We start from the raw sequence: 20,766 nt of genomic DNA, 5'->3' as shown, positions 1-20,766 counted from the left end.
CATCATGGCATTTCTGAAACTGACCGAACAAAACGTGCAGGGCAAAACCGTCCTCATCCGCGCCGATATGAACGTGCCGTTCAAAGACGGCAAAATCAGCGACGACACCCGTATCCGCGCCTCGCTCGCGTCCATCAAATACTGCTTGGACAACGGCGCGTCCGTTATCGTGATGACCCACTTGGGCCGTCCGACCGAAGGCGAGTTCCACCCCGAAGACGATGTCGCGCCCGTTGCCGTGCACTTGGGCGGCTTGTTGGGCAAAGACGTGAAAGTATTGAACGACTGGCGTGAAAACAAACCCGCCCTGAACGCGGGCGATGTCGTCATGCTGCAAAACGTGCGCATCAACAAAGGCGAGAAGAAAAACGATTTGGAACTGGGCAAAGCCTATGCCGCCTTGTGCGACATGTTCGTCAACGACGCGTTCGGCACCGCCCACCGCGCCCAAGCCTCGACCGAAGCCGTCGCCCAAGCCGCGCCCGTTGCCTGCGCCGGCGTATTGATGGCGGGCGAACTCGACGCTTTGGGCAAAGCTCTGAAACAGCCCGCGCGCCCGATGGTGGCGATTGTCGCCGGCAGCAAAGTGTCCACCAAGCTGACCATCCTCGAATCGCTGGCGGACAAAGTCGACCAACTCATCGTCGGCGGCGGCATTGCCAACACCTTCCTCTTGGCGGAAGGCAAAGCCATCGGCAAATCGCTGGCGGAACATGATTTGGTGGAAGAATCCAAAAAAATTATGGCAAAAATGGCGGCCAAAGGCGGCTCCGTACCGCTGCCGACCGATGTCGTCGTTGCCAAAGCCTTTGCCACCGATGCTGAAGCGGTCGTGAAAGACATTGCCGACGTTGCCGAAGACGATATGATTTTGGACATCGGCCCGAAATCCGCCGCCGCACTTGCCGAACTGCTCAAAGCCGCTGGCACGGTGGTGTGGAACGGTCCGGTCGGTGTGTTTGAGTTTGACCAGTTCGCAGGCGGCACGAAAGCCCTTGCCGAAGCCATCGCCCAAAGCAAAGCCTTCTCGATTGCGGGCGGCGGCGACACGCTGGCGGCGATTGCCAAATTCGGCGTGACCGACCAAATCGGCTACATCTCCACCGGCGGCGGCGCGTTCCTTGAATTCTTGGAAGGCAAAGAGTTGCCCGCCGTAGCCGCTTTGGAAAAACGCATCCAAAATATCAACAGCGCAAAGTAAATATATCCAATTTGATGGCAATATCTTTTGAGGCTGTTCCAAATATTGCTTACGAAATTTGGTAAACACTAATTGCCTCAACGAGATAAAGTCAGCTCTATTGGTAAATAGTTACTGCATAATAAAGAATACTCAATTATTTGTTATTCAATAAGCGTATTTTTGTTTCCCTGGCATTATGACTGGGTTATAATCTTCAAACGGTAAACTTCTGATTTTATTATTGTAATAAATTTACTTTTATTAACCAGATTTAAACTAAGGAAAATGTCTCTTACTAGCAATGGAAGTGTCAAAATGAAAACACCTGAGAGAAAACAAATCTTTAAGCCTACTGTATTGGCATTAGCTATGATGGGTATTAACTTGCCCGTTCAATCTGCAACAGTACCAATTAGTAACTTGCCACTTACAGGGGTAGATGTTCAATATTCACCCAACATTACTATTACTCCATCAGTAGAACATCCAACTGCAGGTGCGGCTTACTCTAGTAATGATTTTATGTGGGCAGATTATCCGACACTTAGAGTGGGAACAGGTGAAGCACGGTGGGAAAACCAATGGAAAACCTATTATCTGGGTTATTTTGATAATACTAAGTGCTATAAATTTTCTGACCCTAATAATTTTAATGGGCATTTTTATGTCTCCTCGAAAGCCACTACTGACGCACAAGGACGAGTTGGTCTGTGCAGTGGCAATGATGAAGAATACAGTGGTAACTTCCTAAATTGGGCCACCATGTCCGCTATAGATATTTTCCGCCATGCATTAACTGGAGGAAATCGAGCATACGGGACAGGTAATAGCTCATCTAACTATCAAGCAGGCGATACTTCGAGCAACACCTTCTTACGACGTGCTTTTGTCCACCCAACAGGCCAAAATGGTTCAAATCATTTTCGGTTGAGATTAAGAGCTATTGATTTAGGGGGAAATGCAAAACCAGCTGATTTTGCATTCCTAAAACGGATCATTCCTGGCAGCATGGTAGATTCATTTTTGATACCCACTACTGCACCGGGATGGGGTTATCCACTGGGCTTCCAAGATCTAAATAGTGGGCAGCCCGTTTCACCTACCGCCCAAGCTCGGTGGGCAAACAAAATTTTCTTCTATAATAAGGGATTTTCTGTCCAAGCTGTGATATATGGCTCCAACGGTGCTTTGTGGTTTCAAAATCGGGGAGGCATAAGTGACACTAAAACTCGGAATCCGCAAATTAAAGCTAAAGTACGGAAGGCAATGGATACTATTCGAGGAACTCCTAATATGAACTATGGAGCTATGCCGGTAGTAATCAAAGCTTGTGATGGACAATTTGGCATTTCTGATATGCCTAAAAATTGCCGAAAATACAATAACTCCTATAAACCGGAAGGTTTAATGCAGCAATATGGTCGTGGCCACGGGCCGAATAGCAGTCCTGCGCGCTTCTCTGTATTTGGCTATCAATTGGTAGAGGGTAACGGTGTCAGCGGTGGCGTACTACGTACCCGCATGAAATACCTGGATCGCACACAACAAGAAGGTCCTGTGGTTTATGGTCAAGAATGGGATCCAACCTCTGGTGTATTAGCTGTAAACCCAGACACTTATGATGCAAACCAAACAGGGGTTGCCAGTAGCGGTGCCATTAACTACATCAACCGATTTGGTGATATTGGCCGCTATAAAGGTTACGATACTGCAGCTGAGTTATTTTATACCGCTCAACGATATTTACGTAATAAAGGCATGCCATCGTATTATGAACAAACTCAGCGTGCGGCAGGCATCAATCCAACTACGGCTGACGGATTCCCGATGATTTATAAATGGGATGATCCACTCACGCGAGGCTTATCATCGCCTACTGAGGCTCAGTGCCGATCTAATACCATGATCTTAATTGGGGATACTTTTACTCATGATGAAAAAGATTTGCCAAATTTTGTTTCAACCAGTGGTGTTAAAGATGATAATGAAATTCAGACGGCTGATATTCTTAAGAAAATTCTAGATCAAGAAAAATTTAAAGGTTTAGGTGCAGATTCATGGAATTTAAGTCGTGGGTCAGGTGCAGGGGGGAGGGATTATTCTCCTGCAGGAATTGTTGCGTTAGCATACTGGGGAAGAACGAATGATATCCGTAAGGATATTAAAGGAACTCAAAATATCAATACATTTATGATTGATGTTTTAGAAAATGGTCAGGGACGTTTTGAAGCTAATAACCCCAGCTCATTAGGTAATACTTATTACTGGGCTGCAAAATATGGTGGTTTTGATTATGTACCGGGTTCAGTGGAATGGCCAAATCAATCCAGAGGCAGCTGGACAAAAGATGCACTAGGCTCAAGTAGCAGTCCTGCCCTTTTCCCTGACGGAATACCGAATAATTTTGCTTTGGGCAATAGCCCCGAAAATATGGTTGATGCCCTGAATAAAGCTTTTGTATCTGCAAACAGTTATAAAGATCCATCACAGGCGGCCATAGCAATTGATGACTATGAAGATTCCGTTGTTGATGTTGCAACAGGAAGCACTATGGCGATACAGGCCATCTTTAAGGTTAAAGACCTTGCAGGTGATCTAATTGGTAAACGGCTTGGATTATCAGGAGGGAAACTTACTTTTATTCCTGAGTGGCGTGCTGCAGACCTACTGAATAATTCGTATCATAACGATATTGGAACATGGATAAATCGTAAAGTATTTACAAAAGCACAAAATGGCTTAACTGTTCAGTTTACTCCGAACAATTTAAGTGCTTTTGAGAGTACCTTAAAGGAACAAGACTCCTCACTTAACGCGGCAAGTTTGACCAAATATTTATTAGGTGATAGCACTCAAGAAGGTAGTGCATGGAGGAAGCGTAGCAGTTTAATGGGCACGATTATCAATTCAACGCCTAGTACTATTATCAAACCTAAACAAATTCCAAATGGTTGCACATATAGTGATTCTGCTGTAATGAACCGTTCTGCTTATTATGCCGTAGCTGCAAATGATGGGATGTTGCATATACTTGATCATAATGGTGTCGAGAAAATGGGGTATATTCCCAAATCTGCACTGCCCAAACTGCATAATTTTGCAAAACTTGGAGCCGTACATGAATACATAAATGATGGCTCCCCTATCACTGCAGAAGTGTGTTTTGGATCCGAAGCTAAGTCGCTTCTAATCGGTACTACCGGTCGAGGAGGATCTTCTATATATGCGTTGGATGTTACAAATTTAAGTAATCCTAGCGCATCAAATGTATTGTGGGATTTTTCCAATAAGGATGATAGCGATTTAGGATTAACAGTTGGCCAACCTGCAATTACAAAAAATGGATCTGGTACTCCGTTAGCCATTTTGAGTAGCGGATACAATAATGTCTCAGGAAAAGGGTATTTATATATTCTTAATGCTCAAAATACAAACTCGTGGGTTCAAAATAGTAATTACTGGAAGATACCTTTAGGTTCTAGTGGAGTAGGCGAGCCTTTTGTATATGATGATAATCGTGATGGAATCCCTGAAGCAGTCTTTGTTGGAGACAATGAAGGAAAAGTCTGGCGTATTAATTATGATCAGGCATCTAACACTTGGAGTAATCCTTATGGTACAAGTCCGTTATATTCACCATCCAACTCAAACTCTCCAATAACAGGAGCTCCCTTTGCTCAAAAAGTTGGAGGACGTCTGTATGTGGTTGTTGGAACTGGTCAGTATTTCTCTCTATCGGATATTGCATCAAATGTTCAAAATTATGCTTTAGGTTTATTTGCTGATATGGGTCCTATAACAGAAGCTGAGTTGTTACAACAATCTGTAAATAGTACTGGTACTGAGGTAAATGCTATTATTAGTACAACAGAAAAAGCATTAGAACAAAAACTTTATACGATTACGACCAATCCTTTGACTAATACCCATAAGGGCTGGAAACTTAAACTATTGCCTGGCCAATCTATAGTTTCTGCTTCAAATATTCACCGCAATCGTGTTGCAACTTTTACTGCTGTGCGTTCTATTGCCAGCTTAGAAAGTAATGCATGTGGCTTTAATGGTGCAACTGCACGGATTGCTGTTGACTTAAAAACAGGTGGTCAGTTTAACGAAAAAGTATTTGATACAAATAATGATGGCAACTTTGATAAGAATGACAAACTTGGAGGTATGATTGAAGCTTCAAATATTTTAGCTCCTAAATCCAAAACAGTTGATATGATGATTAATGGTAAACGTGTTACGGTTACTTTTTATTCAGGAGATAATGGTTCATTTCATATAACAATGAATCCCTTAAGATTGAATTCAGTTCGTCGTATCTCGTGGCGTGAAATCTTCTAAATTCGTTTTTAAATCACTATTCAAAATATTTAGCTTCAAGCATAAGAGGAATGTAAAACATTCCTCTTATGCTTTTTGCCATAACGGCAAGCTCTATATATCTTAAAGTGAGGGGCTGCCCTAGATAATTAGGACAGCCTCTTAGAATTTATCATCATAGAGCAATTTATATGATCTCAAGTTGCTACGATGCTTCATACAAATATTGAGAAGGCCGTCTGAAAACACTGTTTCAAGGAGATTAAACCCTTGATTCGTGATTTTCAGACGGCCTTCGTAACTACAAAAATCCAATCAATAAAGCTGCGCCACCGTAACCGGCAAATCATGAATGACTGCCATTGTGTCTTCGGCTTTCTGCCGTTGCCGCAGGAAAGAAGTCAGATGGATTTTTTCCATTTTCGGGGTCGGCAATGCCACTGTGGTCGGGTTGACATGCTGGCCATTAATCCGTGCTTCATAATGCAGGTGCGGACCGGTGGAGCGGCCGGTGGAACCGACAAAGCCGATGACTTCACCCGCCTTCACATGGCCTTTTGAGGGAGAGAAAGCACTTAAATGGCCATATAGCGTTTCCACTCCGTTGCTGTGCATCAGCATTACAGTATATCCGTAGCCGCCTTTCCAACCTTTGAAGGTAAGCGTACCGTCGGCCGGCGCATAAACGGGTGTGCCGGGCGGGGCGGCATAGTCTATGCCTGTGTGCATTTTAACGGTATGCAGCACGGGATGGACACGGATGCCGTAGGGTGAGGAAATGCGTGTATAGTTTTGCAGCGGCATAAAGGCAAAGCCGTTCAGACTGTCGGACTTCAACGGCTCGCCGTCATAATCGTAATAGCTGCCGCCTTCATCGCCTTTGTCGTAGTAGTAAGCCTGATAGGTTTTGCCGCCTTTTACAATTTCCACCGCCAGAATATCGCCTGCCGCCATTTCCTGTCCACGAAAATACATGCTGTTGTACAGCAGGCGTATTTGATCGCCCTCTTTCAAATCGTCCAAATTGAATTGTTCGCTGAAAATATCGCGCAGCGATTCACGCAATTCGATGCCTACGCCTGCTTGCGCCAACGAACCCTTGGCAGAGGTGCGGACAACGACGGATTTGAGTGTCGGCAGGGTTTTCATCTCGATTTCCGATGCGCTCGCCTGCCACTCTCCTTTGATTTTTCCGATGGCAATCAGATTTTTTTCGCCATTATCGTCATCGTTGAAAAACTGGATGGCAGCCGGCCGGTTGCTGCCGTCCATTAAAACACTGATAGTTTGCCCCGAACGAAGCCGTTGTAATTTCTTGTCGATACCGCCGTCTTCGCCATCGCCTTTCAGGGCATTGGCAATATCCGTATCGCTCAAGCCGTAGCGCGACAGCATGGTATACAGCGTATCACCTTCTTGAGCCGCTTCTTCCAACCAATATCCCGCCCTATTTTCGACATCGAACACTTGAATCGGCGGCAGCTCCTTCACAACGACTTCGGTTTTAAACAATTCGTCTTGCCTGGGCGGAGAAGTTACGGCATAAGCCGTCATTGCACCCGATACAGGCAGCAGTATACCCAGCAGCAACCAGCGGATGGTTTTACGCTGCAAAAAACGATGGGAAAAAATCTTTTTCATTGCTTCATTTTTCCGTTTCAGACGGCCTGATTCGCCATCAGGCACAAAGCCTTACAAACAGATTTTCATTTATCTTCAAACGTTTCAGTATACTATAAATCCTCATATAAATCCTCATTATGCGGAAAAAGCGCGTAAAATAACGCTAATCCGAACAATGCCGAACCATGATGAATCTGACCCTTGCCATCCCTTCATTGAACAGGCCGTCTGAAAGACCTATACCGTTCGATACGCCCGGCCTTAACGCACTGCTGCGTTTCGGACACTTTACTTCATTGCCCGCTGAAACATCTGTTTTTTATGCACGCCATCTTTGGCGGGGCAAGCCGGAAATTTCGATATTGGCCGAACTGGGGCTGTCCGCAGACACACCCGCCCTGCTGGCCGCACCCGTCTGTCAGCAAATGGGCATGAATCAGGCGCACCTCGCATCCGGTCGCGCCTTGTCGGTAACGGTGCAAGAGGCGGCGCAGTGGTGTGCGGGATTGAATGATTTTTTTTGTGAGGACGGTTGGCGGTTTTACCCGTTCAAACCCGACTTATGGCTGCTGACCTTACCCAAACAGCCTGACTGGCAAGTTCCGTCGGTTCTGGATATGCTCGGGCAGGCTGACGGGATGGAGCGGATGGAACGGCTTGCCGCACCGGATTGGCTGTCCAAGCAAACTGAAATCCAAATGTGGCTGCACGCCCATCCGCTCAATTCCGCACGTCCGATGCCGGTAAACGGCGTATGGCTGTGGCCGGGGCGTTCGGACGGGCAAGCCGAAGCAGGCTTTACCGCTACGGACAGCAGTTGGCTGCTCCGCCCCGACCTGCCGCACGATGCCGCGCCCTACGACTGGGCGGCATTCGAAGCCATGCTGGAGGAATGCGGCCAACAGATTTCAGACGGCCTGATTTTCCTGGACGATTTGACCGTGTCCGTGGCGGCGGATGATGAAGAATCGTATCGCCAACTGCTGGCCGATTGGGATGTCCGTTTTTTCACCCCCATCCGCCTCGCCCTGCAAAAAGGCCGTCTGAAAAACCTGACGCTGACCACAGACGGCGAACACGGCGGCGTTCTGAATATTAGAACCAAAGCCGAACGGGCATTTTGGAAACGGAAAAAAGTCTTTACCGGCACTTTGCGTTAATACACCGCGCCACACAAGGGAATGACCCAATTCTCGACACCCCTATACGGCAATCCGTCACAAAGAGGCCGTCTGAAAACGCGCTTCAATGAAGTTTCAATCGTTTCAGTGCAAGAAAAAACTGAAGTTGCTTTTCAATCTTTATTGCAGCCGGGTTTTCAGACGGCCTGATGCTTGGTGTTTTTGTATACTTATGTTAATATTTGAAAATGTTAACAATTAGGCCGTCTGAAACCGCTTGGCGCATCGTCAAACCATTCGGCAATGAGGAGTAAAAGATGTTATTAAGCATAATGGGGACGCCCAATGCTGTCGTAATCGCCGTAATCGTCATGTTGGCATTGTCACTATCGCGCATACATGTAGTGTTGAGCTTGGCAATCGGCGCGTTTGTCGGCGGACTGGTGGCAGGAATGCCGTTGGAAAATGTAACGGACATGTCGGGAGAAGTGACTCAAACCGGCATTATTTCCGCTTTTAACGAAGGCTTGAAAGGCGGGGCGCAAATCGCGTTGTCGTATGCGATGCTGGGGGCTTTCGCAATGGCAATCACCCACTCCGGCCTACCGCAACAATTGGCCGGCTCGATTGTCCGCCGCCTGAATCAAGGACAAAACTCTCAAACCGGGGAAAAAGCGGTCAAATGGCTGTTGTTGTCCATCATCTTGGTCATGGGTGTCATGAGCCAAAACGTCGTCCCCATCCATATCGCCTTTATTCCGATGATTGTGCCGCCGTTGCTGCTGGTATTTAACCGCCTGAAAATCGATCGTAGGCTGATTGCCTGCGTCATTACCTTCGGCCTGGTGACCACCTATATGTTCCTACCTTACGGATTCGGCGCAATTTTCCTCAACGAAATCCTGTTGGGCAATATCCGCACGTCGGGCATGGAGGTGAAAGACATCAATGTCATGCAAGCAATGGCCATCCCCGCTTTGGGCATGGTGGCAGGTTTGCTGCTGGCTTTGATTCATTATCGCAAACCGCGTCTTTATCAAACCAATGATATCGATACGGTCGATCATCAAAAAGCGGCCGAACAGCCGCAGCCTTCCGCCTACCGCAGCATGGTCGCGGCAATAGCGATTGCCGTCTGCTTCGCCATACAATTGATGTATCAAGACGCGCTGGTTTTAGGGGCAATGGTTGGTTTCGCGGTATTCATGATGCTCGGCGTCATCAATCGGAATGCCGCCAACGATGTGTTTGGCGAGGGCATTAAAATGATGGCGATGGTCGGTTTTATTATGATTGCCGCCCAAGGATTTGCAGCGGTTATGAAAGCAACCGGCGATATCCAGCCTTTGGTGGAAAACAGCATGGCAATGTTCGGCGGCAACAAAGGCATGGCGGCATTCGTCATGCTATTGGTCGGCCTGCTGGTCACAATGGGCATCGGCTCTTCCTTTTCCACCCTGCCGATTATTACGGCGATTTATGTACCGCTGTGCATCAGTCTCGGCTTTTCACCATTGGCAACCGTAGCCATTGTCGGTACTGCCGGCGCATTGGGTGATGCAGGCTCCCCCGCATCAGATTCGACCTTGGGTCCAACCATGGGGCTGAACGCCGATGGCCAACACGACCATATCCGCGACTCGGTTATCCCCACCTTTATCCACTACAATATCCCGCTGATTATTGCCGGCTGGATTGCCGCAATGGTGCTGTAAATGGAAGAACTGACGCAACGCATTACCGAACTGGAAATTCAGACGGCCTTACAAGGCGAACTGATTGACAGCTTGAACGACACTGTTGCCCAAATGCGGCAAACATTGGATTTGCAACAAGCTCAACTCAAGTTGCTGTATCGGAAAATTCAAGATAAAAACCAAGACGGTAATCAAGAACCGTATAGCCTCCGTGATGAAGTCCCACCGCACTACTAACCGGAAACAACAAATGGGCAAAAGATAAAAAACTTGCCAAAACAAACCATTTAGGCCATAATCCGCCGCCTTCCCGAAAGGGATATTTTGAAGCACAGGCACATCCCCTGTGCCCGCCAACCAAAGGAATTAAAATGAAACAAAATACTCATCCAGATTATCATGAAGTTAATGTTACTTGCTCTTGCGGCAACAAATTTGTAACCAAATCTTCAATGGAAAAAGAAAACTTCAATATTGAGGTTTGCTCACAATGCCACCCGTTCTACACCGGAACCCAAAAAATCGTAGATACAACCGGTCGCGTAGACAAATTTAACCAAAAATTTGGCAACATGTTCAAACGTAGCTAATTTTTTTGAAAAAGAAAATAAAAAAGACTGCATTGGCAGTCTTTTTTATTTTTGGATTAAACTAAAAAATTGGGGGCAATAATAAAACCTGAAGCGGCATGAATAAAACAAGAAAGATATATTCAGAATTTTATTTACCAACACTAGGGAATTTACTCAACCTGTTGTAGTTCCAACAAAAAATCTTCCTGATCAATCCTCGTTACACGATAGTCCTCATCAGCCCAGGCACCCAAATCAATATTTTTACAACGTTTGCTGCAAAAAGGCCGATACGGGTTGGCTGAAGACCACTCTGAAACTATGCCGCAACGCGGACATTTTACTTTTCGCATATCGGCCTCCATCACTCCACCACTGGATCAAAACTGCTCATAATCATTTTAAACCGTATATCCTGATCAAGCTGAGAACCTCTGAGTCGCTCATCTGATACGGCTAGAAAGCGTATATGGGTAAAATACTTATTTGCAGAAACTTCTGGTATCGCCTTATCTGCTTCATCCACTTCTATGCTCAACATATGAATATTCTGCGCCAGACTAGGATGTTGATAATTACCATGCTTCGCGAAGCAATTTACTTCCCGCGAATTTTTTCGCAAAATGCTCAACAATACGGAAATGGCATCATAAGTAGGCATTAAAGTACGAATCCAATTCTGCAAATCGGCCTTACGTTCCTCAAAAGGCCGCTGCTGCCAATAATAATAGGACGGCACATCAAACGGGCTGGTCCCTCCAGGTACAAGCATGCGCTGTTTAATCGCCATCAACCATTCATTTTCACGTAAATGCTGACCGAACTTTTGCTGTATCCCCAAAAGTCCTTGCGCAACCTGCTTCAAATCTTCCTGCAACAATAATGCGGATTGCCGATCACGGTTCTGTGCCATCATTTGCTTTTGACGTTCCAATTCCTGCAGAATATCCAGTTTCAACTCGGCACGGGCCGCACACTCCATGATGTCAAATAATGTGGCTAACGCCAAATGATGTGCCCAAACAGAATCGCTGCATACAATCTCATCTTGGAAACGCTTAAACAAATATTCAATCCGCAAAAAGTTACGAACCCGTTCAGACAAAGGGTGTTCGAAAGTAATCATCTCAATATCCGTTTCTAAACATTAAAACAAGATTGATAATACTGATTCAGACGGCCTATCTTATGCGCCAATTCATCCTTGTTTCCATTATTCAAGATAATCTCATTAGCCATCCAATACCTTGAGCTATTCTCGCTCTGTGCCGCAATAATTTTTCTAACCTCTGACTCTGACAAATTGCTTCTAGCCATAACACGATTTATTCTGATTGATTCATCCGCATCTATCAGTAAAACATGCTGAACAAGTGTCTGAAATTCCTTTTTTTCTTGCAGCAAAGGAATTTCAATGACTCCATATGGTTGTTGTTGATATAACAATTGCCGATTCTGAATTTCTTCCATAATCAAAGGCAACATCATATTTTCTAAATCCTGCTTTGCACTACTGTCTGCAAAAACCAATTGCCGCATCACGGCACGATTTAACTGAGCCCCCATAAAAACTGACTCGCCAAAACATTTCCGTATCAAAGGCAACGCCTTGCCATTCTCCCCCGTCAATTCTCTGCTAACCGCATCCGCATCCAGCACAGGAACACCCAAAAACGAAAATTCGGCAGCGGCCTGTGATTTTCCGCTGCCGATCCCACCGGTTAAACCAATCCAAATCGTCACTATGCAAACCCTGACTGGTGCAACCACCAATTCACCCCAGCAATCACTTTATCATAGGCAATAAACACTACCCATCCAGCAATAGCTAAGCTGGGACCGAATGCGATAGGCCGACTCTTCGCAACTTTCATAACTACGGCAGCTAGGATGCCGATTATTGCCGCAACAAGGACTATTATAGGTAATACCAAACTACCCAACCAAGCCCCTAAAGCTGCTAACAATTTAAAATCTCCACCACCGATTCCATCTATGCCGCGAATCGTTTTATGTATTTTATTCAACAACCATAAACTTAAATATCCAAATACGGCTCCTAAAAGGGATTGTTTCAAATCCACCAATCCATTCCCTGTAGAATTAGCCAACAATCCCAACCAAATTAAAGGATTGGTAAGTTCATCAGGTAAATATTGAGTATCTGCATCAATGAATGTCAAGGCTATCAAAATTGCGGAAAATATAAAACCCGTTAAAGTGATCCAAGACCATCCATAACAGACTGCAACAATGCCGAATACACAAGCAGTCAAGATTTCAATCAATGGATACCGCAAACTGATATGGATGTGGCATTTATGACATTGACCCTTCAATAAAATATAACTCAGCACGGGTATATTCTGCCAAGGCTTTACCGAACTTCCACATTTTGGACATCGTGATGCCGGTTTAGTTAAACTAAATGGCTCTTTTTCGTCATCAGTTAAAGCAATATTTAGATGTGTCTTTGCGAAAACAGTCCATTCGCGTTCCATCATAACAGGAATACGATAGATCACTACATTTAAAAAACTGCCCACTAATAAACCAAAGACAACAGCTAACTGAACAACCCAAGGAGCATAAGCTTCGTTTACCCATGAATAAAAATTATTCATATTAAAATTAGCCTACTACATTACCTAAATTGAACAGCGGAAGATACATCGCAACCAAAATGACACCAATAATACTTCCCAGAACCACCATAATTACTGGCTCCATTAATGAAGATAATTGTGCAACAGAATTATCAACCTCTTCTTCATAAAACTCAGCAGCTTTATTCAGCATATCATCCAGTGACCCAGCTTCCTCACCAATCGAAGCCATTTGTATAATCATATTAGGAAATAAACCGGTGCTCTGCATACCAGATGTTAAAGATAAACCTTGATTCACTTGTGATTTAATCGAAACTGTGGCTTCCTCATAAAGAATATTACCTGATGCCCCTGCCACTGAATCTAATGCTTCTACCAAAGGAACACCTGCAGCAAACAAACTAGCTGTAGTACGCGCCCATCGGGCAATAGTAGCCTTGCGTACAATATCGCCAAAAATAGGGGCTTTCAGCATCAATGCATCTAATTTCTTCTGAACTTTAGGTGAAGTTTTTACCAAATGAACAAAACCCACGGTCATAGCAATTAATCCAATAATTACCAACCACCCATAACTAACAAAAAAATTCGAAGCAGTCATCATTATTTGAGTTAGCGGAGGCAACTCCGCCCCCATATCTGCATACACCTTACCAAATGCTGGTAATACGTACATCATCATCACCATAACCAATACAATAGCAACCACAATAATTGCTATTGGATAAGTTAGGGCTGATTTAACTTTCTTCTTAATTGACTGAGTTTTTTCTTTATATACTGCTAATTTATCCAACAAATGCTCTAGTACACCACCAGCCTCACCAGCAGAAATTAGATTACAGTAAAACTTATCAAAATATTTCGGATGCTTAGCAAACGCAGCTCCCATGGAGCTACCTTGCTCTACATCACTACGTACTGCCATTAATAATTGAGTCATTGAAGGATTCACATGCCCTCTGGCAACAATCTCAAAAGCCTGCATTAAAGGTAATCCAGCCTTCATCATTGTAGCAAGTTGACGTGTAAAAACAGTAATATCTTCCTGGGTAATACGTTTCTTACGTGTTGCCTTCACTTTAGCAACACGAGAAGGTTTAATACCTCGACGTAATAATTTTTTCTTTGCCTCATCCTCATTAGCTGCAACTACTTCACCACGTACAATCTGTTCACTTTGCGTATGCTTTCCTTCAAAAGTAAAACGATGCCCTTTTTCATTTTTTGCTTTATTTATCTTCATTTTCCCAATCCATATGTATCTAAATTAATCATTGGTATGAGCTAATACTTCCTCTAACGAAGTAATGCCGCTCATTACCTTCAATAAACCTGCTCGGCGTAAATCTACCATTCCCTCTTGATATGCCATTTTTTGAATATCTACTTCTGTCCCGCCTTCCATAATTACTCTTTGCATTTCGTCTGTAATTGGCATTACTTCATATACACCAGCACGCCCCTTATAACCTTTACCCCTACATGTATCACAACCTACCGCTCGATACATTGTCCAATCTTGAGCTAAATCTTCATCTGAAAAACCTGCCTTTTTTAAGGCATGCTCAGGAGGCCTTTCCATTGGTTCCTTACAATTTGAACACAATCTACGCAATAACCTTTGCGCCATAATGAGACTAACGGAACTGGCTATATTAAATGGTGCAACACCCATATTCAACATACGAGACAATGTTGCAGGAGCATTATTGGTATGCAATGTAGAAAACACCATATGCCCAGTCTGCGATGCTTTAATGGCAATATCTGCAGTTTCCAAATCACGAATCTCACCAACCATAATAATATCCGGATCTTGGCGCAGAAACGATTTTAGTGCAGCTGCAAAAGTTAACCCTTGTTTGTCATTTACATTTACCTGATTAATTCCAGGTAAATTAATCTCTGCAGGATCTTCTGCCGTAGAAATATTTACCCCTTCAGTATTTAGAATATTCAAACAAGTATACAGCGAAACAGTTTTACCAGAACCTGTAGGCCCAGTTACTAAGACCATCCCATACGGTCGATGAATTGTTTCCAATAATAATTCTTTTTGGAAATCTTCAAATCCAAGCTGATCAATATTCAATGATGCTGCATCCGAATTAAGAATACGCATCACAACTTTTTCACCAAACAACGTTGGCAATGTACTCACACGAAAATCTGTGGGTCTACCATGTTTAGAAAAAGCAATTTGGATGCGTCCATCTTGAGGAATTCGTTTTTCAGAAATATCTAACCTTGCCATCACCTTAATACGTGATGCCAATTGTCCACGTATTGCAACAGGAGGTTGCACAACTTCTCGCAATTGCCCATCCACACGGAAACGCACACGTGCCATCTGCTCATAAAACTCAAAATGGATATCAGAAGCACCCGCATTTAATGCATCAGATAGAGTTTTATGAATAAACCGCGCAATAGGCCCATCCTCGGCCTCTTCATTATCGATATATAATGATTGCGATGCCCCCACATCCAACTGATCCTGAGACATCTCACGCAAGATAGTGGTAGACCTCTGTCCAAGCCATTCAACCAACGTCATTAACTGGTCATGGCGAACAATTACCAAATCTATTTGAAATCCTGAAGCAAATACAACTTTCTGGAATTCTTGAATTCTTGTTGGATCTGATACTGCAAGGAATATCTTATTCCCACGTTTAAATATAGGAACACACGCATTAGCCTGCATTTGCTCCTCGTTTAAAACATCCTGAACGATATTGCTACGCGGATAGTAATTCAAATCAAGAACAGGGTAATTGAACATCCCAGCCAACAATTCTGCCAATGCTTTGGGATTAGTTATCCCGTCAGCGAACAACATAGCAATAATATCTTTATTATCTTTCAATGCTTGTTGATAGCGTCCAGCTTGTTCACTGCTGAGGGTTTTATTCTGAACCAAAACCCTTAATAATCCCATACTCATAAAAATTTAACCTATGAAAATTTCCCTACTCCAAAACAATTATTTAAAGACTGCCCAGGAATAGCTTTTACGCTTATTATAAATATTTCATCAGCATCTGACAAAATTTATCTCAAAATATACATTCCTGAATTAACTAAAAATAGCCCTTAATATTAGAAAACAACCTATAGATAAAACTGAAGCAGCCGGCAATGTAATTACCCATGCCAACGCAATTGGCTTCATTGCTTTCCAATTTGCATTGCGATTTACCAAACCAATCCCTAAAACCGCACCAACCAAGATATGTGTACTGGACACAGGCAATCCCAATAGAGAGGCGGCCATAACCACGGAAGCTGCCGCCAATTCCGCCGTAAAACCTGACGAAGGATGCATTTCCGCCAAATTTGTCCCTACAGTTGCAATGACTTCTTTACCAATAAACCACAAACCGACAATCAAAGCGATACCAAACGTCAGCAAAACAACCGGAGGCACAGGTGCGGAAACACCTATTTCATCTGTCCGCAATACATCCATAATGGCTGCAAACGGCCCGATAGCATTCGCAATGTCATTTGCGCCGTGACTAAATGCGAACCCTGCCGCTGTAAACACCTGCATCCATGAAAACATTAAAAAAGTTGATTTGGACAAATCCTTGCGCTTTAAAGTTTTCGCATAAATAAAGGTTGCCAACCAAATACCGGCACCAATCATAAGTATGGTCAGGTAACTCGCCAACTCACTCATTCCAAGATTCAGATTTTTCAATCCTTTAAAAATCAGCATAGAGGCAATCATCATCCCACCAAGAGACGAAATCAGAGGCACCCATGAATGCAATGCTTTATATGTATCGATATTATTTTTGCGTTGATCAATATTATGCAGCCCCTTATAGTAGGCGGACTCTAATTCATTCGGGTCAAAATCGATTTCACCGTAAATTTGTGCATCCCTAGCCATAGCTGAAGCAGCCTCCAGCCGCTCCTCTTCCGGCAATGCTTCAAACCTTAGACGGTGCTCCTCTTTATATGCTTTTTTCTCCGCTTTAATTTCTTTCAATTGACGCTCAATATCGTCGTTATAATCCAAAACGTGCTTTTTTACCTGATAAAACAACAAGTAAGATACCAAACCGCCCAAAACCGGCGATAAAACCCAAGAAAAGGCAATCTCACCTATTTTTCCCCACTTCACCAATGCTAACGTTCCTGCACCGTTGTTTGTCAGCAAAAACCCCAACATCATCGAACTACCGACGATACCGCCGATAATTGCGTGCGTAGTGGATACCGGCAACCCTTTTTTCGTGGCAAACAATAGCCATAAAGCGGCCGCCAACAGTGCGGACAACATGACATAAACAAACTGCATGGGCTCCATCGGCAAGGCTTCCATCTGCACAATACCGTTACGTATGGTTGCCGTTACCTCCCCCCCTGCAATCACGGCACCGCTGACTTCAAAAACGGCAGCCACAATCAAAGCTTGGGGAATGGTCAAAGTACCTGCGCCAACCGACGTACCAAACGAATTGGCCACATCGTTTCCGCCGATATTGAATGCCATGAACACACCGAAAAACGTAGCCAGCAAAAACATCGTCGTATGATTGTGGTTGGTATATCCGAGACCCCAATAAATAAAATAGCCGACCATACCGATAAGCATGACGGCAAAAGCAAAATTGGTTTTGTACATGGGACCCGAAGCAACGTTCGTTTGAGCCATGATTACAGTTCCTTTAAATCATTCAAATTAATTTAATCGGAGGCAGCACAGGCATTTTTACTGCCAAGCAACAACCGTCCAAATACAAATTTCAGACGGCCATTATAGATTTAATACCCTATTCTCGGAAGAGTTTGCCGAATATCCCGCCATTTTTTCGATACCGCCGCAATATTCCCCCTGAGAATTTACGAAAAACCCAAGCCTGCCGTCACTCCTCTCCTTGATTTAAATGTTTTTTTCCTATGATTTTCTTTTTACCGATTTCGCCACATTACAACCATCCGTATACTGAAACTCTCAAATCATAACAATCAACCATTGACCCTACGCAAGAAAATTGCACCTAGAACGCACACAAAACTATTTTTCTACTAATTTTCACCCGTTACAATCCACACTCCAAACCTCACCTCACACACAACATTTGGCATGAACCGTACTTTCCGACTCATCAAAAACTCGCTACAAGCCAGAATCAGCCTGGCCGTCATTGCCGTTTCCCTGCTGCTGGCCGTGATAGCCGGCGGATTTTCCTTCTATACGACCTATCACGAAACGGAAGAATTACAAGACGATCTTTTACGTCAAACAGCCGCACTTTCCTCTTCAGACGAAGATGAAACCGATATAGACAGCGATGCCCGCATCTTCACCCAACGTCCCGGAAAACAAGGCCGTCTGAATATCCCTGCAGATTTGTCCGACGGCTTCCACGATTTGCGGGACGACGGAGACGACTACCGAATCTATCTGCACCACGGTTCACACGGCCCAATCGCCGTCATACAAGAAAACGAATACCGCACCGACCTGGCTGAAAATGCAGCCTTTCACAGCGTTATCCCGCTCCTTTTATCCATTCCCCTAACCATCTTGCTGACCGTTTGGGTGGTTTCACGCACCATGTTGCCGGTAAAACGGCTGTCGCAAAGCCTGTCCGTACGACAGGAAAACGACCTTTCCCCACTGAACGACACAGATGCCCCCAGCGAAATGACCGGCTTTATTGCCGCCATCAACCGCCTATTGAAACGCACGGACGACAACATCCGCCAACAACAACGCTTCATCGCCGATGCGGCACACGAAATGCGCAGCCCGATGACCGCGCTTTCCCTGCAAGTCGAACGCTTAAACCAACTCCTCCTTGCAGATGACGCCAAACTACAAGCCCGGCAAATCCAAACCAGCATCGCCCGCCAACGCCACCTGCTCGAACAGCTTTTATCATTGGCTCGCGCCCAATCGCCGGACGCAAAACGTCCGCTCGCCGCCGTCAACCTGCAACAACTGTTCCGACGCATATTGGAAGAACTCCACCCCCTTGCCGCCGCCAAAGGACAAGACATCGGTATCGCCGTCGAACGGAACTGCGAAATTCATGCAAATGAAACAGAAATTTACACCCTGATTAAAACACTGGCCGACAACGCAATCCGCTACACGCCGGCGTCAGGCCAAATCGATCTTGGCTTTGACGACAACGACACACACCTGACCCTTTGGGTTGAAGACAACGGACCCGGCATTCCGCCGGAAGAACGCCGGCGCGTACTCGACCCCTTCTATCGCATACTGGGCAGCGAACAGCAAGGCACAGGGCTCGGCCTGTCCATTGCCGACACCATCGCCAAACGTTACGGCGGGAAACTGATACTGTCCGACAACCGGCACACAGGGCATGGCTTACTTGCCCAAGTGGAATTGGACAAACAAACATTGCAAAAATAAACCAACCGCACCCTAGACGCACGCCATACGGCAAACAGCCTCCCGACATAAGGCCGTCTGAAAGCACACAACGGCACAAACCGCTGAATTTGAGAAAAAACAGCCAAAATGCAATAATGCAGCCCTGTTTCAATCAGGCCGTCTGAAACCCGCAGACAACAAACGGCGGGACAAACCTCCGAACAGCCGGCCGCTCAGCATGGAAAACACAACATGAAAATTACCGTCATCGGCGCCGGCTCATGGGGAACGGCCCTTGCCATCCACTTCTCCCTCCATGGCCATCCGGTTTCCATTTGGGCGCGCAACCGCGAACAAATGGCCTCTATGCAAAACGAACGGGAAAACCAACGTTACCTCCCGGGGTTTCCCTTGCCCGACAACCTGACCGCGCACACGGAACTGACCGAGGCCCTCGAAGGCAGCGAACTGGTTTTAATGGTTACCTCCGTAGCCGGCCTACGCGACAGTGTCGAATTGATCAAACAAGCCGGTTACGGCCACCTGCCTATCCTCACCGCCTGCAAAGGCTTCGAACTCGACACCGGCCTGCTGACATTCCAAGTCGTCCGAGAAGTCCTGCCCGACAACGACAAAATCGGCGTCCTGTCAGGCCCCAGCTTCGCACAAGAACTCGCCAAACAACTCCCTTGCGCCGTTGTCCTAGCCTCCGAAAACGAGCAATGGATTAACGGGCTGGTGCGCAAACTAAACACGCCCGTCATGCGCCTGTACGCCAATACCGACATCATCGGCGTAGCCGTCGGTGGCGCAGTCAAAAACGTCATGGCCATCGCCACCGGCCTTTCAGACGGCCTCGAATACGGCCTGAACGCCCGCGCCGCACTGGTTACGCGCGGCTTGGCCGAAATGACCCGCCTGGCCGTCGCACTGGGCGCGCAACAAAAAACCATGATGGGACTGGCCGGCATGGGCGACCTCATCCTCACCTGCACCGGCGCACTGTCGCGCAACCGAAAAGTCGGCCTGGGCCTGGCTTCCGGCAAGCCCCTGCACCAAGTCCTGACCGAAATCGGCCATGTTGCCGAAGGCGTACCCACCATAGACGAAGTATTCAACACCGCCTGCCGCCACCAAATCAACATGCCGATTACCCAAACCCTGTACGAACTCGTACGCAACGAACTGAGCGCAAAAGATGTCGCCGAACGCCTGATGATGCGCGAAGCCAAATCGGAATAACCCACCAGGCCGTCTGAAAGCGTTTC

The 20,766-nt window shown here is 45.6% G+C and carries 16 protein-coding genes; 8 read left to right on the top strand and 8 right to left on the bottom strand.

The features are described 5' to 3' along the window. Positions 1–4: 4 nt before the first annotated feature. Together HMPREF3107_RS09215 and HMPREF3107_RS09205 are read left to right on the top strand one after the other, a co-directional pair. Complete coding sequence (locus HMPREF3107_RS09215) at positions 5–1,201, top strand: phosphoglycerate kinase (RefSeq protein ID WP_070455048.1); 1,197 nt, start codon at positions 5–7, stop codon at positions 1,199–1,201. Between the two features lie 297 nt (positions 1,202–1,498). Continuing rightward, positions 1,499–5,530 carry a pilus assembly protein gene (locus HMPREF3107_RS09205; protein ID WP_168160543.1) on the top strand — a complete coding sequence of 1,344 codons (4,032 nt, stop codon included), beginning with the start codon at positions 1,499–1,501 and terminating at the stop codon, positions 5,528–5,530. A gap of 294 nt (positions 5,531–5,824) precedes the next feature. Here the strand turns inward: HMPREF3107_RS09205 and HMPREF3107_RS09200 are convergent, their stop codons facing one another. Further along, positions 5,825–7,150 (bottom strand): M23 family metallopeptidase, encoded by a 1,326-nt coding sequence (locus HMPREF3107_RS09200; protein ID WP_070455045.1) that lies wholly within the window; start codon positions 7,148–7,150, stop codon positions 5,825–5,827. Positions 7,151–7,317: 167 nt separating this feature from the next. Here HMPREF3107_RS09200 and HMPREF3107_RS09195 point away from each other — a divergent pair, with 167 nt between their 5' ends. The 4 genes from HMPREF3107_RS09195 (at position 7,318) to rpmE (ending at position 10,540) form a co-directional block, all read left to right on the top strand. Then, positions 7,318–8,292, top strand: coding sequence for a hypothetical protein (locus HMPREF3107_RS09195; protein WP_246828624.1), 975 nt, complete (start codon positions 7,318–7,320; stop codon positions 8,290–8,292). Between the two features lie 293 nt (positions 8,293–8,585). Further along, complete coding sequence (locus HMPREF3107_RS09190; RefSeq protein WP_070455044.1) at positions 8,586–9,968, top strand: Na+/H+ antiporter family protein; 1,383 nt, start codon at positions 8,586–8,588, stop codon at positions 9,966–9,968. After that, positions 9,969–10,187, top strand: a complete 219-nt coding sequence (locus HMPREF3107_RS09185) for a SlyX family protein (protein ID WP_003769492.1) — start codon at positions 9,969–9,971, stop codon at positions 10,185–10,187. It begins immediately after the preceding gene. 134 nt (positions 10,188–10,321) lie between these two features. Then, entirely contained in the window at positions 10,322–10,540 is a 219-nt protein-coding gene (gene rpmE / locus HMPREF3107_RS09180) for a 50S ribosomal protein L31 (protein ID WP_049248635.1), read from the top strand. Between the two features lie 152 nt (positions 10,541–10,692). Here rpmE and HMPREF3107_RS11600 read toward each other — a convergent pair whose 3' ends face one another. The 7 genes from HMPREF3107_RS11600 to HMPREF3107_RS09150 all read right to left on the bottom strand — a co-directional run bounded on the left by HMPREF3107_RS11600 (position 10,693) and on the right by HMPREF3107_RS09150 (position 17,803). Then, positions 10,693–10,875: a DNA gyrase inhibitor YacG gene (locus tag HMPREF3107_RS11600; RefSeq protein ID WP_246828623.1), complete on the bottom strand. Its 183-nt coding sequence runs from the start codon at positions 10,873–10,875 to the stop codon at positions 10,693–10,695. An 11-nt stretch (positions 10,876–10,886) separates the two neighbouring features. Beyond that, a complete protein-coding gene (gene zapD / locus HMPREF3107_RS09175) occupies positions 10,887–11,648 on the bottom strand; it encodes a cell division protein ZapD (RefSeq protein ID WP_070455043.1) in 762 nt (253 codons plus the stop codon). 14 nt (positions 11,649–11,662) lie between these two features. Next, positions 11,663–12,265, bottom strand: a complete 603-nt coding sequence (coaE, locus tag HMPREF3107_RS09170; RefSeq protein WP_070455042.1) for a dephospho-CoA kinase — start codon at positions 12,263–12,265, stop codon at positions 11,663–11,665. Then, positions 12,265–13,146 (bottom strand): prepilin peptidase, encoded by an 882-nt coding sequence (locus HMPREF3107_RS09165; RefSeq protein WP_070455041.1) that lies wholly within the window; start codon positions 13,144–13,146, stop codon positions 12,265–12,267. The genes coaE and HMPREF3107_RS09165 overlap by 1 nt, the downstream gene beginning before the upstream one ends. Positions 13,147–13,153: 7 nt before the next feature. Then, a complete protein-coding gene (locus tag HMPREF3107_RS09160; protein ID WP_070455040.1) occupies positions 13,154–14,377 on the bottom strand; it encodes a type II secretion system F family protein in 1,224 nt (407 codons plus the stop codon). A gap of 24 nt (positions 14,378–14,401) precedes the next feature. Then, on the bottom strand, positions 14,402–16,081 hold the full coding sequence (pilB, locus tag HMPREF3107_RS09155) for a type IV-A pilus assembly ATPase PilB (RefSeq protein WP_070455039.1): 1,680 nt from the start codon (positions 16,079–16,081) through the stop codon (positions 14,402–14,404). 132 nt (positions 16,082–16,213) lie between these two features. Beyond that, a complete protein-coding gene (locus tag HMPREF3107_RS09150) occupies positions 16,214–17,803 on the bottom strand; it encodes an inorganic phosphate transporter (protein ID WP_070455038.1) in 1,590 nt (529 codons plus the stop codon). 432 nt (positions 17,804–18,235) lie between these two features. On the opposite strand from HMPREF3107_RS09150, the gene HMPREF3107_RS09145 reads away from it, so the two are divergent. Then, on the top strand, positions 18,236–19,537 hold the full coding sequence (locus tag HMPREF3107_RS09145) for an ATP-binding protein (protein WP_070455037.1): 1,302 nt from the start codon (positions 18,236–18,238) through the stop codon (positions 19,535–19,537). A 213-nt stretch (positions 19,538–19,750) separates the two neighbouring features. Continuing rightward, positions 19,751–20,740: an NAD(P)H-dependent glycerol-3-phosphate dehydrogenase gene (locus HMPREF3107_RS09140; protein WP_070455036.1), complete on the top strand. Its 990-nt coding sequence runs from the start codon at positions 19,751–19,753 to the stop codon at positions 20,738–20,740. Positions 20,741–20,766: the final 26 nt, after the last annotated feature.

It is taken from the genome of Neisseria sp. HMSC31F04, from assembly GCF_001807735.1.
Taxonomy (GTDB): domain Bacteria; phylum Pseudomonadota; class Gammaproteobacteria; order Burkholderiales; family Neisseriaceae; genus Neisseria; species Neisseria elongata.
Note: the sequence above shows the minus strand (reverse complement) of the source record. Positions and strands in the feature narration are given on the sequence as shown.